This is a genomic window from Janthinobacterium sp. SUN206 (assembly GCF_030587305.1).
In the GTDB taxonomy this organism is placed as follows: Bacteria; Pseudomonadota; Gammaproteobacteria; order Burkholderiales; family Burkholderiaceae_D; genus Janthinobacterium; species Janthinobacterium kumbetense.
Genome location: NZ_JAPWIB010000001.1, coordinates 2,477,663 through 2,492,850, shown reverse-complemented (window position 1 = coordinate 2,492,850; position 15,188 = coordinate 2,477,663). Strand labels below are relative to the sequence as shown.

Below are 15,188 nucleotides of genomic sequence, written 5' to 3'. Positions count from 1 at the left end.
TTGGAGAAAAATCTTTCTTTTTGGAAATGTTTTGCCTCGGAACCAGACCACTTAGCCCGTCGCGCGCACCAAACGGGTGCGGAACGCACTTCACCCAGGTCAAAAAAGGCGCTCCTGACAGCCGTTTCGAGGCCGTCAGGCCATACTGAATTCCTATATAGGCATAGGAAGCGCTTATATTCTTGCTATTGATTATTATCAACAAATCATTTCATGGCTTGGCAACCGGGTCATCGCGCCGGTTGCGCTTCTCGCGCCGGCAATTCAAGGTGCCCAGTACCGCCCCCTGTGGGTCGACCGTATCGAGGTGCACATCGAAGCCCCACAGCCGTGCCACGTGCTTGAGCACCTCGGCCGCCTGCTGGTTCAGCGGGCGGCGCTGGAATTGCGTGTGGCGCAGGGTCAGGGCGCGGTCGTCGCGCGTGTTGACGGACCAGACCTGGATATTCGGCTCGCGGTTGCCCAGGTTGTACTGTTCCGCCAGTTGCTGGCGCACGTAGCGGTAGCCGGCATCGTCGTGGATGGCGGAAATGGCCAGTTTTTCATTCTTGTCGTCGTCGAGCACGGTAAAGAAGTGGAATTCGCGGATCAGCCGCGGCGACAGGTACTGGGCGATGAAGCTTTCATCCTTGAAATTGCGCATGGCAAAGTCCAGGCTCTTGCGCCAGTCGCTGCCGGCCATGTCGGGGAACCAGGCGCGGTCTTCGTCGGTCGGGTGCTCGCAGATGCGGCGGATGTCGCTCATCATGGCAAAACCCAGCGCATACGGGTTGATGCCGCTGTAATACGGGCTGTCGATGGGCGGCTGGTAGACCACGTTGGTATGGCTTTTCAGAAATTCCATCATGAAGCCGTCGCCCACCACGCCTTCGTCATACAGTTGGTTCAATATCGTGTAGTGCCAGAAGGTGGCCCAGCCCTCGTTCATGACCTGGGTTTGCCGCTGCGGATAGAAGTACTGGGAAATCTTGCGCACGATGCGCACCATCTCGCGCTGCCACGGTTCCAGCAGCGGCGCATACTTTTCGATGAAGTACAGCAGGTTTTCCTCGGGTTCGGGCGGAAAGCGGGGCGCGGCCTTGCGCTGGTCTTCCTCTTCCTCCTCATCCTCGCGGCGAGGCAGGGTGCGCCACAGCTGGTTGATCTGCGACTGCACATAGGCTTCGCGCTCTTTCTGGCGCGCATATTCCTTCGCCATCGACAGTTTCGCCGGGCGCTTGTAGCGGTCCACGCCATAGTTCTGGATGGCGTGGCACGAGTCGAGCAGCAATTCCACGGCGTCGACGCCATGGCGCTGTTCGCATTCGGCGATGTAATTCTTGGCAAACACCATATAGTCGATGATGGCGTCCGCATCCGTCCAGGCGCGGAACAGGTAATTGCCTTTAAAAAAGGAGTTGTGGCCGTAGGCCGCATGCGCGATCACCAGCGATTGCATGGTCAGGCTGTTTTCCTCCATTAAATAGGCGATGCACGGGTTCGAGTTGATGACGATCTCGTAGGCCAGGCCCATCTGGCCTCGTTTATAACTTTTCTCGGTGGACAGGAAATGCTTGCCGAATGACCAGTGGTTGTAGGAGACGGGCATGCCGACCGAGGTGTAGGCATCCATCATCTGCTCGGCCGTGATGATTTCCAGCTGGTTCGGATAGGTGTCGAGGCCAAACTGTTTCGCCACGCGGCGGATTTCCTCGTGGATTTGCTCGATCAGTTCGAACGTCCATTCCGACTGCTCGGGCAGGGCGTTCGGGTGGCGCAGGCGCGCGAACGGTTCGCCCGGGGTGTTGCTGGCGCGGTCAAAGGCTGCACTCATCATTTCACCTGTTTCTTGAACAGTTCGCGGAAGACCGGGTAGATATCGGCCGGCGTGACGATCTTTTGCATGGCGAAATGGGCGTGATGGTCGAGCACGCCCGCGTATTGCTCCCACAGGTTTTGCTGCGGGCCGTCCGTGATCTCGACATAGGTGTAGTACTGCACCTTGGGCATGATGGTATTAATAAGCAATTGCCGGCACAGCACGGAATCGTTGTCCCAGTTGTCGCCGTCGGACGCCTGCGCCACATAGCTGTTCCATTGCCCGGCGCCATAGCGTTCGTCGATGATGGTGTTGAGCAAGTGCAGCGCGGACGACACGACGGTGCCGCCCGACTCGCGCGAATTGAAGAATTCATGCTCGTCCACTTCGGCCGCCGCCGTATGGTGGCGGATGAAGACGACCTCGATCTTGTCGTAGGCGCGCTTGAGGAACAGATATAACAGGATGAAGAAGCGCTTAGCCGTGTCCTTGCGCGACTCGTCCATGGAGCCGGATACGTCCATGATGCAGAACATGACGGCTTGCGTCATCGGCTTGGGCACCTTGATGCGGTTGCTGTAGCGCAAGTCGAACGGGTCGATGAAGGGGATGGCCAGCAGGCGCGTGTGCAGGTGGTGGATCAGGCGGCGCAGTTCCGTGACGAGCGGGTCGCTGTCGGGCGCGCCTTCGTGCAGCAGTTCGGCCAGGTCTTCCTCGGCCTGCGCCAGCTGCTTGCGGGCGCCGCCGCCGACGGCGATGCGCCGCCCCAGCGCGCCGCGCAGGGAACGCAGCACGTGGATGTTCGATGGCGTGCCCGACATATTGTAGCCGGCGCGCTGGTTCTTGAATTCCGTGGTGGCCGTCAGCTGGGTTTTCACCATGTGCGGCAATTCCAGGTCTTCGAAGAAATAATTCATGAATTCTTCGCGCGACAATTCGAAGATGAAGTCGTCTTCCGTCGTTTCGTCGCTATTGCCCGCCTTGCCCCGCCCGGCGCCACCGCCGCCTTTCGGCCGCGCGATCTGGTCGCCTTTCAGGTATTCCTTGTTGCCGGGATTGACCACTTCCCATACGCCGCCATGCGCGTGGCCGAACGACGGTTCGCCCACGTCCTTGACGGGGATGCTGACCTTCTCGCCATTCTCGACGTCCGTGATCGAGCGCCCCTTGATGGCGCGCCCCACGGCATCCTTGATCTGGCCCTTGTAACGCCGCAGGAAACGCTCGCGGTTGACGGCGGATTTATTCTTGCTTTGCAAGCGCCTGTCGATGAGATATGTCAAAGGGTGCCTCCTTACTTCTCGTCTTGCGCGCCCCGCCAGCCCTCGGGCGGGAGCGCGCCTCCGCTGTCCGCGCTAGGATGACTTGCGCACGCGCAAGTACCATTCGCATAACAGGCGTACCTGCTTGGCCGTATAGCCTTTTTCCACCATGCGGGCCACGAAGTCGGCGTGCTTGTTGGCATCGTCGGCGCTGGCCTTGGCATTGAAGGAAATCACGGGCAACAATTCCTCCGTATTCGAAAACATTTTCTTTTCAATGACGGTGCGGAACTTTTCATAACTGGTCCAGGCGGGATTCTTGCCGCCGTTCGAGGCCCGCGCGCGCAAGCCGAAGTTCACGATTTCATTGCGGAAATCCTTCGGATTGGAAATGCCCGCCGGTTTCTCGATCTTCTCGAGTTCATTGTTCAGCGATTCGCGGTCGAAGCTTTCGCCCGTGTCCGGATCGCGGTATTCCTGGTCCTGTATCCAGAAATCGGCAAACGTCACGTAGCGGTCGAAGATGTTCTGCCCGTATTCCGAATAGCTTTCCAGGTAAGCCGTCTGGATCTCCTTGCCGATGAATTCCACGTAGCGCTGCGCCAGGTGCTCTTTTATATAGGAGAAGTAGCGCTGCTCCAGTTCCGGCGCGAACTGCTCGCGCTCGACCTGCTGCTCCAGTACATATAATAGATGCACGGGATTGGCAGCCACTTCGGAATTGTCAAAGTTGAACACTTTTGACAGGATCTTGAAGGCAAAGCGCGTCGACAAGCCGTTCATGCCTTCGTCCACGCCCGCGTAATCGACGTATTCGTGCATGGACTTGGCTTTCGGGTCCGTATCCTTGAGGTTTTCGCCATCGTAGACGAGCATCTTCGAGAAGATGCTGGAGTTTTCCGGGTCTTTCAGGCGCGACAGGATGGCGAACTGCGCCATCATGCGCAGGGTGCCGGGCGCGCACGGGGCCTTGACGAGCGAGGAATTGGCCACCAGCTTGTCGTAGATCTTGATTTCGTCGGAGACGCGCAGGCAATACGGCACCTTGACTATATAGATACGGTCAAGAAACGCCTCGTTGTTGCGGTTGTTCTTGAACGTCTTCCATTCCGACTCGTTCGAGTGGGCCAGGATGATGCCGTCGAACGGAATCGCGCCGAAGCCTTCCGTGCCCTTGTAATTGCCTTCCTGCGTGGCCGTCAGCAAGGGGTGCAGGACCTTGATCGGCGCCTTGAACATTTCCACGAATTCCATCAAGCCCTGGTTGGCCAGGCACAGGCCGCCCGAATAGCTGTAGGCGTCCGGGTCGTCCTGCGCATAGTCTTCCAGCTTGCGGATGTCGACCTTGCCCACCAGCGAGGAAATATCCTGGTTGTTTTCGTCGCCCGGCTCCGTTTTCGAGATGGCGATCTGTTTCAGCACGGATGGATAGCGCTTGACGACGCGGAACTGGTTGATATCGCCATTGTATTCATGCAGGCGTTTCACGGCCCACGGGCTGGGGATGTTGCGCAGGTAGCGGCGCGGGATGCCGTAATCCTCTTCCAGGATGGTGCCGTCCTCTTCCTCGTTGAACAGGCCCAGCGGCGATTCGTTGACGGGCGAGCCTTTCAGGCAATAGAAGGGCACGTGTTCCATCAGCGACTTGAGTTTTTCCGCGATGGACGACTTGCCGCCGCCGACGGGCCCCAGCAGATACAGGATCTGCTTGCGTTCTTCCAGGCCTTGCGCGGCGTGGCGGAAGTACGAGACCACCTGCTCGATCACTTCCTCGGTGCCGTAGAACTCGCGGAAGGCGGGATAGATCTTGATGATCTTGTTGGCGAAGATGCGCGACAAGCGCGTGTCGTTACGCGTGTCGACCAGCTGCGGCTCGCCGATGGCGGCCAGCATGCGTTCGGGCGCGCTGGCGTACGTCAGCTTGTCCTTCTTGCACAGGGCCAGGTAGTCGGTGAGCGACATTTCCTCTTCGCGGGTGCGCTCGTAGCGTGCTGCATAGTTATCAAAAATGGTCATGTCAATGTCCTTTAATGTAAACCCGTACTGCCAGTCACCATGGCCGCCCGCCTGGCACTCGCCTGGGCTTGCCGCTTGAACTTTTCCTGTACCCCGTATCGATTTTTATTGTTGTTTCAAGCCCGGCTGTCTTTGCGAGTCCGGATTGCCCGGACCAAAAAACTGGCGCTTGATGCCGTGTGCTGACGTGGCCAGCCGGCTTTTTTTTCACTGTTGATAGCGCTTGCTGCACCTACCATTACCCCATGAAATTTATTATTGCTCTAAAGGATCAGGAAGTCAAAAGATATGTCGGCATATCCTTAATACTTGTTTGTAAATTGTTGATTTAATTGGATAAATCATCAAATTTTTCATCGGTTCCAATGAACTTTTGTATACCTTTTAAACCATCATACGACAATTCGCCAGCGCGTGCCGGAGCCGGCCAAGGCGCTGCCGCGGCCTGCGCCATGGCGGCCTGGCGCCGGTGAGGCTGGCCATCTTGCGCTAAGATGCCTGCATGTCTGATGGCCCTGCGCGCCGCGCGTGCGCGTGCGCGAGCCAGCATTTTTATCGTCACCCTATAAGGAACACCCATGATGAACCCCCAATTGCGCGCGATCGTCCGCGGCATGCCGAAGGCCGAACTGCATATCCATATCGAAGGCTCGCTGGAGCCAGAACTGATTTTCGCACTGGCAGAGCGCAATGGCGTGCCTCTGGGCTATGAATCGGTGGAACACTTGCGCAGCGCCTATGCTTTTACGGATTTGCAGTCTTTTCTCGACATTTATTACGCTGGCGCAAGCGTGCTCTTGAAAGAGCAGGATTTCTATGACATGACGCAAGCCTACCTGCGCCGCGCCGAAGCCGATAACGTGCTGCACACGGAAATCTTCTTCGACCCGCAAACCCACACGGCGCGCGGCGTGCCCATTGCCGACGTGATCAACGGCATCCACCGCGCCTGCCAGGACAGCCCCGTCAGCGCCGCCCTGATCCTGTGCTTCCTGCGCCACTTGAGCGAGAAAGAGGCGTTCGAGACGCTGGAAGACGCCTTGCCGCACCGCGACAAATTCATCGGCATCGGCCTCGATTCCTCGGAAGTGGGCAACCCGCCCGAGAAATTCTCGCGCGTGTTTGCCCGCTGCCGCGAACTGGGCCTGCACCTGGTGGCCCACGCGGGCGAGGAAGGCCCGCCGGCCTACATCCGCACGGCGCTCGACGACTTGCAGGTCGAACGCATCGACCATGGCGTGCGCTGCCTGGAAGACGCGGACCTGACGGCCCGCCTGGCGCGCGAACAGATCGCCCTGACCGTCTGCCCCCTGTCGAACACCAAGCTGCGCGTGTTCGACCAGATGCATGACCATAACCTGGTGCAATTGCTCGACGCCGGCTTGCTGGTGACGGTGAACTCGGACGATCCCGCGTATTTCGGCGGCTACATGAACGACAATTTCGACGCCATCTTCGACGCGCTGCCGCTGGGCCTATCCCACGCGCAACGCCTGGCGCGCAACGGTTTCATCGCCGCCTTCCTGCCGCAGGCGCAGAAAGACGCCTTCCTCGCTACCGTCGATGCGTATTTCGCGCAGCACGCCGCCGCCCACGGCAGCGCGCAGTAACTCTATAAAGACCCGCCGCCCATGTTCCGCCTCTCCCTGAAAATGACCGGCCGCGACTGGCGCGCCGGGCAACTGCGTTTCCTGCTCGTCGCGCTGATCGTCGCCGTGGCGGCCCTGTCGGCCGTCGGCTTCTTCGTCGACCGCCTGCGCGCGGGCTTGAACCGCGACGCGCACCAGCTGCTGGGGGCCGACCTGGTCATCAGCGCCGACCAGCCCGTCAATGCGGCCTGGCGCGCGGAGGCGCAGAAGCGCGGCTTCATCCTGGCCGACACGGTGACGTTTCCCAGCATGGCGCAGGCGGGCGAGGGCGGGCAATCGCTGTCGCAGCTGGCCTCCATCAAGGCCGTCTCGCCCGGCTACCCGCAGCGGGGCAAGCTGAAAATCACCACCCAGGTTAGCGAGGCGCAGGATGCCGTCGGACGGCCAACGGACCAGGTGCCGGCGCCCGGCACCCTGTGGGTCGATGCGGCGATTCTGTCCAGCCTGAATGCGAAACTGGGCGATACGCTGACCCTGGGCGACAAGGCGTTTACCGTCACGCAACTGATCGCCAGCGAGCCGGACCGCGGCGCGTCCTTCCTCAACTTCGCTCCCCGCGTGATGCTGCCCTTGAGCGATCTGGCCGCCACGGCGCTGGTGCAGAACGGCTCGCGCGTGTCGTACCGCTTGCTGTTGTCGGCGCCGCCCGCCAAGGCGGGCGAGCTTGCGCAATATCAAGCCTGGCTGGAAAGCCAGATCAAGACGCAAGCGATCAAAGGCGTGCGCATCGAATCGCTGGAGTCGGGTAGTCCGCAGATGCAATCGACCCTGGACCGCGCCGACCGCTTCCTTTCCCTCGTCGGCTTGCTGTCGGCCATGCTGGCGGCCGTCGCCGTGGCCATGGCGGCGCGCCGCTTCATGCTGCGCCACCTGGACGCCTGCGCCATGCTGCGCTGCCTGGGGCTGACGCAAAACCAGGTCACGGCCATGTACGTGATCGAATTCTTATTGGTGGGACTGGCCGGCAGCGTGGTCGGCGTGATGGTGGGTTTCGGCGGCCACCTGGTGCTGCTGGAACTGCTGGGCAAGCTGGTGCAGAGCGACTTGCCGCCCGTGTCCATGTTGCCCGCCCTGCAAGGCGTGGCTACCGGCATGCTGTTGCTGCTGGGTTTTGCCTTGCCGCCGATTTTGCAGTTGCGCAATGTCCCCCATAACCGCGTGATCCGCCGCGAGCAGGAGACGCCGCAGGCGCTGGCCCTGGCCACCTACGGCCTGGGCATCGCCGCCTTCGTCGTGCTGCTCCTGTGGCAAGCGGGCGACGTGAAACTGGCCCTGCTGACGGCGGCCGGCTTCCTGGGCGGCTTCGCCCTGTTCGGCCTGGCCGGCTGGCTGGGCATCCGCTCGCTGAAAACCCTGCGCGGCGCCTTCAACCACCAGGGCTGGCGCTTCGCCGTCACGTCCCTGCAGCGCCGCCCGGGCGCCACCGTCATCCAGGTGGTGTCCCTGGCCCTGGGTCTGATGGCCTTGCTGCTGCTGACGGTGGTGCGCGGCGACTTGATGGTGGCCTGGCGCAACGCCACGCCGCCGGACGCGCCGAACCGCTTCATGATCAATATCCTGCCGGAACAGAAAGACCCGATCGCCGCGCGCCTGGCCCAGGCCGGCGTGGCCAATGCGCCCTTGTATCCGATGATACGGGGGCGTTTGGTGGCCGTGAACGGCAACGTCATCACGGAAACCACCTACGAGGATGACCGCGCCAAGGGCCTGGCCGACCGCGAATTCAACCTGTCGACGATGGCCACGATGCAGGAAGAAAACAAGCTGGTGGCCGGCAAGTGGTTCGGTAATGCGCCGGGCGCGCCAGCCGAGGCGTCGGTGGAAGAAGGCATCGCCAAGACCCTGAAGCTGAAGCTGGGCGACAAGCTGCGCTTCGACATCGCCGGCCAGCCCGTGGAAGCGGCCATCACGAGTTTGCGCAAGCTGGAATGGGGTTCGATGCGCGTCAATTTCTTTGTCATCATCAATCCGGCCGCCATGGCGGACACGCCGCAGACGTGGATCACGGCGTTCCACCTGCCGCCCGCGCAGGCCGACCTGGGCAACGCCTTGCTGCGCGACTACCCGAACCTGACGGTGGTCGACGTGGGCGGCGTGCTCAAGCAAATCCAGGGCGTGCTGGACCAGGTGGTGACGGCCGTCGAATTCCTCTTTGCCTTTACCCTGGCCTCTGGCTTGCTGGTGCTGTATGCGGCCTTGATGGGTTCGCAGGACGAGCGCACGCGCGAAGCGGGCCTGCTGCGCGCGCTGGGCGCCACGCGGCGCCAGCTGGCGCAGGCGCAGCTGATCGAGTTTTCCCTCGTCGGCGCGCTGGCCGGCCTGCTGGCGGCCTCGGGCGCGGCGGCCATGGGCTGGGCGCTGGCCACGTACCAGTTCAAGTTCGCCTGGAGCTTCGCGCCCGGCGTGTGGGCCTTTGGCTTGCTTGCCGGCGCCCTGTGCGCGATCGCCGGCGGCTGGCTGGGCTTGCGCAATGTGCTGAAACATCCGCCGCTGCAAACCTTGCGGGAAAGCTAAGGACTAGGCGCCCACGCTGTCGTCCGCCTGCGCGCGTAAAAATTGCGCGTAGGACATGACTGGCTGCCCCAGCTGGTGCGGCGGCACGTCGAACAGGGCCCAGAAGTAGGTTTCGCGCCCCAGGCAGATGGTCGGCGCGGCGCAATAGCGGAACCAGTTTTCGCCGATGTGCGCCGCATACATGCCGTCGCTGTCGGCATCGGAAAAGTACGGGATCACGCGCATTTCCAGCAAGGCCAGCAGCAGGGACTCGGGCGCGTCGCTGTCGCGCGCCATTTCGTACTGCGTGTGCAGGCTGCGTTCCGTCTCTATGATCATCAGGCGGGCCTGGCCGTCGCGAGTGAAAAACAGGATGCCGCAGGGATTCGGGAAAATATAGAACTCGACAAAGCCATGGCGCCGGCACAGCTCCTGGACGACGGCGGCCATGGCTTCGTCTTGCAGGAAACTATAGTCGTGCAGCAATAGCAAGTCGCGCACCGTGTCCGACTGCTGCAGGAAGAATTCGCGTTGCAGGGAAACGATTTCCTGTTCCAGGATATCGAGCGCATCGTCGTCGCTCTTCTTGATGTAGCGGTCGATCAAGCCCCGGTTGAAGGCCGTCACGGCCACTTTTTCATCGGCCGCGCCCGTAAATAAAATCTTCTTGCACGGCAAGTCACGCACGGCCTGGCAGAATTCCAAGCCATTCATCTGCGGCATCGAATAATCGACCACCAGCACGGAAGGCACGGCAAAGCGCTGCGCCTGGCCGCTGATGCGCCAGATGCGTTCGAGGTCGAGCGCCACGTTGCGCTGGTCGCGCGGCAGGTTTTGCGTGTCGAAATTGACGTGCAGCGGCGTCTCGCCCGGCTGCGTGCTGTGGCGCAGCCAGTGCAGCGCGCTGCTGGTGTCATGAAAGGTCAGGCGCGCCAGCGCGGGATCGAGCTGGAACGCCAGGCTTTTCAGGAAGGAATCGCTGTCATCGATCAATACGGTCAGGGTCGGATGGGAGTAGACGGGCAGTTGCATGCATCACCTTGCGGGGGAAGAGGGTTGTAAGCGGGCAGGCAGGGGCTGGGGAAATTCCAGGATGAAAATCGCATACGCATGCTCGCGCGACACGCAGCGGATGCGCGCCTGCCAGGCCGTGATGATCTGCCGGCACAGGGCCAGGCCGATGCCGCTGCCGTTGTGCACGGGATACGAATAAAAACGCTCGAAGATCAGCGGCAGGCGGTTCTTCGCGATGCCGCAGCCCGTGTCGATGAACAGCAGCCTGGGCACGGGGCGGGCGCCGTCGATGATGATGCGCACGCGGCCCTTGCCGGCCCGCTGGATGGCTTTCAGCGCGTTTCTCAGCAGGTTCAGCAGGATCACCACGCACAGTTCGTCCTGGCCGGCGAACTGGAAGTCGGCGCGCACGTCCACCTTGACGCGGCTGCGCTGGCTGTTGCCGGTGAATGGGTAGCGCTTCAGCACGGAGTTCACCATCGCCAGCATCGATAGCGCCTGGCTGGGCTGCAGGTTGCGGTTCACGGCGCTGGCGCTCATCAGGAACAAATCGATCATGTGCTGCATGTGGCGCACTTCGAACTGGATGCGCGACAGGGCTTCCTGCAGCGGCGGCAAGTCGTGCGCCTGATCGGCCAGTTGCGGCAGCAGCCGACGCATGCCCCGCACATTGGCTTCCACGCTGGTGAGCGGCGTGCGCAGCTCGTGCGCCACGGAACCGAGCCCGGCGGACAGGCCGGCCAGCCGTTCCAGTTCCAGCACCTTGCTGCCCACTTTCACCACGGACAGCGCGGCTATGGTGAACCAGTGCACGGGCAGTTGCTGCAGCACTTCACGCTGCAGCAGGAAGTCGCCTTCCCCCTGCAGGATGACGGCCAGGCAGGCGGTGCTGGTGCCGATCAGGTAGGCGCGGCAAGCCAGCTTCGTTTCGAAATGAAACAGCACGACGAGGCCGATCAGCAGCGATTCGCTCCAGATGGACGAGGCGTGGTTCATCAGAAACATGAAGGTAAAGAAGAAAGGCAGGATGTAGCTGAGCGCGAACAGCAGGTAGCGCGACAGCCAGCGGGCCGAGAAGTGGCGCGCAAACAGGCCGACCGCGCAGATGCCCACGCCCGTCAGGCGCAAGGTCAGGTTTTCATAGGCTTGCGGAAAAAAGTAATTCCACAGCAGGTAGTACAGCGGCATCGCCACCGTGCCCACGGCGGCCAGCATGGCGACCCTGCCGGCCAGGTTTTCATGGGGCATGCGTTCATGCAGCAGCGAATGGAGCAGGCGCCTGCGCCAGTGTGTCCATCGTCCTTGCAATTGCTGCGTCATGACTCTGCCTTGATTCTCTTCAGAACATTATCATCGCGTAAATTTTCCTGGTTGAACGGTTATCTCATCGGACATTGATATACGTCAATGGATGGGTTCGCGAGACGGTCAAGGCTTTAAGCCGCAGCAAACCTTTCCCTAGGAGAAAACTCATGACCATCGCTACCAGCTTGCACGCCCCATCCTTCGTCCGCGCAGAACACTGCTTGCCAGACTACATCGTGCGGCGCATGGATGCGCACCACGTCACGCGCATCGAAAAGCTGCTGGGCGGCCAGCATCCCCATGCTTGGCAACCGACACCCGCCCATGCCATTTTCCTGGCTGGCAATGACTACCTGTCCATCGCCGCCGAGCCGGCGCTGGTGGCGGCCCAGGTGGCGTCCCTGCAGGCGCATGCGGGCGGCATGCTGATGTCGGCCGTGTACTTGCAGGAAGGCAGCGAACAGCACCGGCTGGAAAGCCGGCTGGCCCGCTTCATGGGCAGCGAGGACGGCATCCTGGCGCAATCCGGCATGGCGGCCAACGTCGGGCTGATCCAGTGCATCGCCAGCCCCGGCATTCCCGTCTACCTCGACATGCAGGCCCACGCCTCGCTGTGGGAAGGTGTGCTCTCGGCGCAGGCCCAGGCCGTGCCCTTCCTGCACAACGACATGACGCACTTGCGGCGGCAGGTGGAAAAGCATGGCCGCGGCGTGGTTGTCGTCGACGCCCTGTACAGCACCAACGGCAGCCTGGCGCCGCTGCTGGAATTGCTCGACATCGCCGAGCGCAGCGACTGCGTGGTGGTGGTCGACGAGTCGCACTCGCTGGGCACGCATGGCCCGCAGGGGGCGGGCCTGGTGGAGGCGTGGGGACTGGGCCACCGCGTGCATTTCCGCACGGCGTCGCTGGCCAAGGCCTTCGCGGGCCGGGCCGGTTTCATCAGCTGTTCCAGCCGCTTCAAGGGCTATTTTTTGTCCGAATCACGCCCCGCCATCTTCAGTTCCTGTTTGCTGGCGCACGAGCTGGCGTGGCTGGGCGCGGCGCTCGATTTCATCATGGCCGCCGACGAGCGGCGCGCCACCCTGCAACGCCATACGCTGCAGGTGCGCGCAGGCTTGCGCGAGCTGGGCTACAACGTCAGCGATGGCACGGAGCAGATCGTGGCGCTGGAGGCGGGCGGCGAACCGGCCACCCTGGTCCTGCGCCAGGCGCTGGAACGGCAAGGCATTTACGGCGCCATGTTTTGCGCCCCGGCAACGGCGAAGAACCGCGCTCTCGTGCGCCTGACCCTCAATGCGGGGCTCGACGGGGCGGCCATCGAGCGGGTGTTGGCGGGCTGCGCCGCCATCCGCGCCGAAGCGGGCGTGGAACACTGGTCATCGACGCGGCGCCTGCGCAGGCTGGCGCTGGTGTAGCGTCGTCAGCCGGCCAGCCGGCCCAGGAGGGCTGAAAGCGCTCCCAGCTGTTCTGCCGGCGCATCCTGCAGCAATTCGCGCCCCACCGCCTGCGCGGTGGCGCTCGCATGTCCCAGCAATTCCTGGCCGGCGGCAGTCAGCACGGCATAGCCGACGCGTGCGTCGCGCGCATCGGCCTGGCGCGCCACCAGGCCAATCTTTTCCAGTGGCATCAAGGAGCGCGTGACGCCCGAGGCCGTCAACGCCAGGCGCTCGGCCAGGTCGATGCGGCGCAGGCGCGCACCGGGCGCGCGCTGCAGCTGGTACAGCAATTGATAGTCGCTGAAGCTCAAGCCATGCAAATTGCCCAGGGCGCTGTCGAAGCGGCGCACGATGAGCGCCTGGGCGCGCGCCAGGCGCAGGCAAAAGTCCAGCGCGCCATCGGCGTCCGGCGACGGGAGAGTGTGATCGTTCATGGCGTCCATTTTATCCGTTGCGAAATGCTTGAGTGCGCAAGTGTAAAGCAATGCCGCTCAATACAGCGGCTGGCCTTGCTCCAGCCACTGTGCGCGGTGCAATTCCAGCAAGGCGCCCAGTTCGGCGTCCGCATCGAAGGCGGGGTCGTCGGGCAGCTTGAGCGTATCGATGACGGCGCAGGAAAAGGCCGCCGCGCCGTCGCGCCGCCAGTCCGCCTGCAGCAGGGCGTTGCGGTGCTTGCCCAGGTTCAGCTCGAAGCGGTGCCGGTTCAGCATGCCGGGCGCGTTGCGGCTGCTGTCGAGCAAGGTGCGCCCGCTGGGCAGGTGCCGCAAGGCGATGATGCCCAGCGGCGGCGGCTGTTGCCGGTAGTGCGCTTTCAATGTTGCCTGTCGTGTCTTGTCCATGTTTTACTTCTCCGATATCGTTTGGGTAATCGTTTCCGGTCCGGCGATGCGCGGGATGGCGGTAAATAATGCGGCCGCCACGGCGGCCGCCAGCAGCAGGGCGCCGCCGCCGCAGAACAGCTCGCCAACGCTCAGGTGGCGCAGCAGCGCGCCCGTGGCCGCCGCCGACAGCGGCGCCAGTCCCAGGAAGATGCCCATGAACAGGGCCATCGCCCGGCCCAGCATGGCGGGCGCCACGCGCCGCTGTATCCACGTAAAGATGGCCACCTGCAAGTAGCCGCCCAGCAACCCTGTCACGGCCAGCAGGGCCGCGCCTTGCCAGGCCGAGCTGATTTGTCCCAGCGCCATCAGCAGCAGGCCGACGACCGCGTCGACGAGCAGCAGGGTGGCGCCGAAGTGGCGGCGCAGCCAGGCGCCGCCCAGGCTGGACGCCAGCATGCCGGCCAGGGTGCCGGCGCCATGCGCGCCCATCAGCAAACCCAGCGCGGAGGCGCCATGCAGGCGCTCGCTGGCCAGCACGGGCAAGGCCACTTGCAGCGGCCCCATGACGAAGAATGCCACCACGGCCCAGTACGCATAGCAGCTGCGCAAGGGAAGGTCGCGCCACACCATGGCCAGGCCCGCCGCCATGTCGCGCCACATGCCCTGCGCCGCCGCCGCTGCGGCCAGTGGCCGCAGGCTCACCTGCCGCAAGGTCCACGCGGAGAACAGGAACGTCAGCGCATCGATGGCAAAGGCGGCGGCCAGCGCCGCCATGGAGGTGTGCCGCGCGCCATCGTGGGCGCCGAGCACGAGCGCCGCCAGCAGGGGGCCGGCCAGCAGGGACAGCTGGCGCGCGCCCATCTGCAAGCCATTGGCGTTTTGCAGCGATTGCGGCGGCACGGCTTGCGGCAGGATGGCCGTGCCGGCGGGAATGCCGAAGGCGGCCGCGATACCCAGCGCCAGCGCGGCCGCATACGCGAGCGCCAGGCTGGCCTGGTCCAGCAGCAGCAGAGTGGCCAGCGCCAGCAGGATGGCGGCATTTGCGTATTTGCTCAGCAGCATCACGCGCCGGGGCGAATAGCGGTCGGCGATGGTGCCGCCCAGCAAAATCAGCACGGCGCGCGGGGCGCCCATCAGGGCCACGGCGATGCCCAGGCTGAGGCTATCGCCCGTCAGGCTCAGCACCAGCCAGGGCAGAGCCAGCATGCTGAACTGGTCGCCCAGCATGGAGACGAGGCCGCCGCCCAGCAGCCAGCGGAAGTTGGTATTGCGTAGCAAAGGGGATTCTGCGGTGGTGGGCATGGTTGACCTGTCCGTGTTTAAAGATTGCATAGTAGTTGATAAAAGCTTGAGTGGTCAAGTATATTGCTTTTTATGCCGGCAGCGGCAGCTGG

Annotated in this window: 11 protein-coding genes; 3 read left to right on the top strand and 8 right to left on the bottom strand. The window is 62.9% G+C overall.

What is annotated here, in order from left to right; genetic code table 11:
• Positions 1 to 211: 211 nt before the first annotated feature.
• From O3300_RS11230 to O3300_RS11220, 3 genes are all read right to left on the bottom strand, one after another.
• On the bottom strand, positions 212 to 1,813 hold the full coding sequence (locus tag O3300_RS11230) for a SpoVR family protein (RefSeq protein ID WP_099666828.1): 1,602 nt from the start codon (positions 1,811 to 1,813) through the stop codon (positions 212 to 214).
• The gene (locus O3300_RS11225; protein WP_077407911.1) at positions 1,813 to 3,081 is read right to left on the bottom strand and encodes a YeaH/YhbH family protein; all 1,269 of its coding nucleotides are present in this window, start codon (positions 3,079 to 3,081) and stop codon (positions 1,813 to 1,815) included. The genes O3300_RS11230 and O3300_RS11225 overlap by 1 nt, the downstream gene beginning before the upstream one ends.
• A gap of 72 nt (positions 3,082 to 3,153) precedes the next feature.
• The gene (locus O3300_RS11220; RefSeq protein ID WP_099666829.1) at positions 3,154 to 5,076 is read right to left on the bottom strand and encodes a PrkA family serine protein kinase; all 1,923 of its coding nucleotides are present in this window, start codon (positions 5,074 to 5,076) and stop codon (positions 3,154 to 3,156) included.
• A gap of 578 nt (positions 5,077 to 5,654) precedes the next feature.
• On the opposite strand from O3300_RS11220, the gene O3300_RS11215 reads away from it, so the two are divergent.
• Both O3300_RS11215 and O3300_RS11210 read left to right on the top strand, forming a co-directional pair.
• Positions 5,655 to 6,686 carry an adenosine deaminase gene (locus tag O3300_RS11215; RefSeq protein WP_099666830.1) on the top strand — a complete coding sequence of 344 codons (1,032 nt, stop codon included), beginning with the start codon at positions 5,655 to 5,657 and terminating at the stop codon, positions 6,684 to 6,686.
• 21 nt (positions 6,687 to 6,707) lie between these two features.
• Positions 6,708 to 9,239 carry an ABC transporter permease gene (locus O3300_RS11210; RefSeq protein WP_305052943.1) on the top strand — a complete coding sequence of 844 codons (2,532 nt, stop codon included), beginning with the start codon at positions 6,708 to 6,710 and terminating at the stop codon, positions 9,237 to 9,239.
• A 3-nt stretch (positions 9,240 to 9,242) separates the two neighbouring features.
• On the opposite strand, the gene O3300_RS11205 is transcribed toward O3300_RS11210, so the two are convergent.
• Both O3300_RS11205 and O3300_RS11200 read right to left on the bottom strand, forming a co-directional pair.
• Positions 9,243 to 10,250 carry a response regulator gene (locus O3300_RS11205; RefSeq protein WP_289911221.1) on the bottom strand — a complete coding sequence of 336 codons (1,008 nt, stop codon included), beginning with the start codon at positions 10,248 to 10,250 and terminating at the stop codon, positions 9,243 to 9,245.
• Between the two features lie 3 nt (positions 10,251 to 10,253).
• Positions 10,254 to 11,552: a HAMP domain-containing sensor histidine kinase gene (locus tag O3300_RS11200; RefSeq protein WP_305052942.1), complete on the bottom strand. Its 1,299-nt coding sequence runs from the start codon at positions 11,550 to 11,552 to the stop codon at positions 10,254 to 10,256.
• 152 nt (positions 11,553 to 11,704) lie between these two features.
• Between O3300_RS11200 and cqsA the strand changes: the two genes are divergently transcribed.
• On the top strand, positions 11,705 to 12,952 hold the full coding sequence (cqsA, locus tag O3300_RS11195) for an alpha-hydroxyketone-type quorum-sensing autoinducer synthase (protein WP_305052941.1): 1,248 nt from the start codon (positions 11,705 to 11,707) through the stop codon (positions 12,950 to 12,952).
• 5 nt (positions 12,953 to 12,957) lie between these two features.
• On the opposite strand, the gene O3300_RS11190 is transcribed toward cqsA, so the two are convergent.
• From O3300_RS11190 to O3300_RS11180, 3 genes are read right to left on the bottom strand one after another with little or no spacing between them, the layout of a single operon-like run.
• Positions 12,958 to 13,407, bottom strand: coding sequence for a MarR family winged helix-turn-helix transcriptional regulator (locus O3300_RS11190; protein WP_099668394.1), 450 nt, complete (start codon positions 13,405 to 13,407; stop codon positions 12,958 to 12,960).
• Positions 13,408 to 13,464: 57 nt separating this feature from the next.
• Positions 13,465 to 13,812: a GIY-YIG nuclease family protein gene (locus tag O3300_RS11185; protein WP_143451483.1), complete on the bottom strand. Its 348-nt coding sequence runs from the start codon at positions 13,810 to 13,812 to the stop codon at positions 13,465 to 13,467.
• 3 nt (positions 13,813 to 13,815) lie between these two features.
• On the bottom strand, positions 13,816 to 15,096 hold the full coding sequence (locus O3300_RS11180) for an MFS transporter (protein ID WP_305052940.1): 1,281 nt from the start codon (positions 15,094 to 15,096) through the stop codon (positions 13,816 to 13,818).
• Between the last annotated feature and the right edge of the window lie 92 nt (positions 15,097 to 15,188).

Bases quoted from the DNA above. Each gene is read 5' to 3' on its own strand.
- O3300_RS11210 (WP_305052943.1), top strand. From the start codon at position 6,708: ATGTTCCGCCTCTCCCTGAAAATGACCGGCCGCGACTGGCGCGCCGGG.
- O3300_RS11215 (WP_099666830.1), top strand. From the start codon at position 5,655: ATGATGAACCCCCAATTGCGCGCGATCGTCCGCGGCATGCCGAAGGCC.
- O3300_RS11185 (WP_143451483.1), bottom strand. From the start codon at position 13,812: ATGGACAAGACACGACAGGCAACATTGAAAGCGCACTACCGGCAACAG.
- O3300_RS11230 (WP_099666828.1), bottom strand. From the start codon at position 1,813: ATGAGTGCAGCCTTTGACCGCGCCAGCAACACCCCGGGCGAACCGTTC.
- O3300_RS11190 (WP_099668394.1), bottom strand. From the start codon at position 13,407: ATGAACGATCACACTCTCCCGTCGCCGGACGCCGATGGCGCGCTGGAC.
- cqsA (WP_305052941.1), top strand. From the start codon at position 11,705: ATGACCATCGCTACCAGCTTGCACGCCCCATCCTTCGTCCGCGCAGAA.
- O3300_RS11220 (WP_099666829.1), bottom strand. From the start codon at position 5,076: ATGACCATTTTTGATAACTATGCAGCACGCTACGAGCGCACCCGCGAA.
- O3300_RS11200 (WP_305052942.1), bottom strand. From the start codon at position 11,552: ATGACGCAGCAATTGCAAGGACGATGGACACACTGGCGCAGGCGCCTG.
- O3300_RS11180 (WP_305052940.1), bottom strand. From the start codon at position 15,096: ATGCCCACCACCGCAGAATCCCCTTTGCTACGCAATACCAACTTCCGC.
- O3300_RS11205 (WP_289911221.1), bottom strand. From the start codon at position 10,250: ATGCAACTGCCCGTCTACTCCCATCCGACCCTGACCGTATTGATCGAT.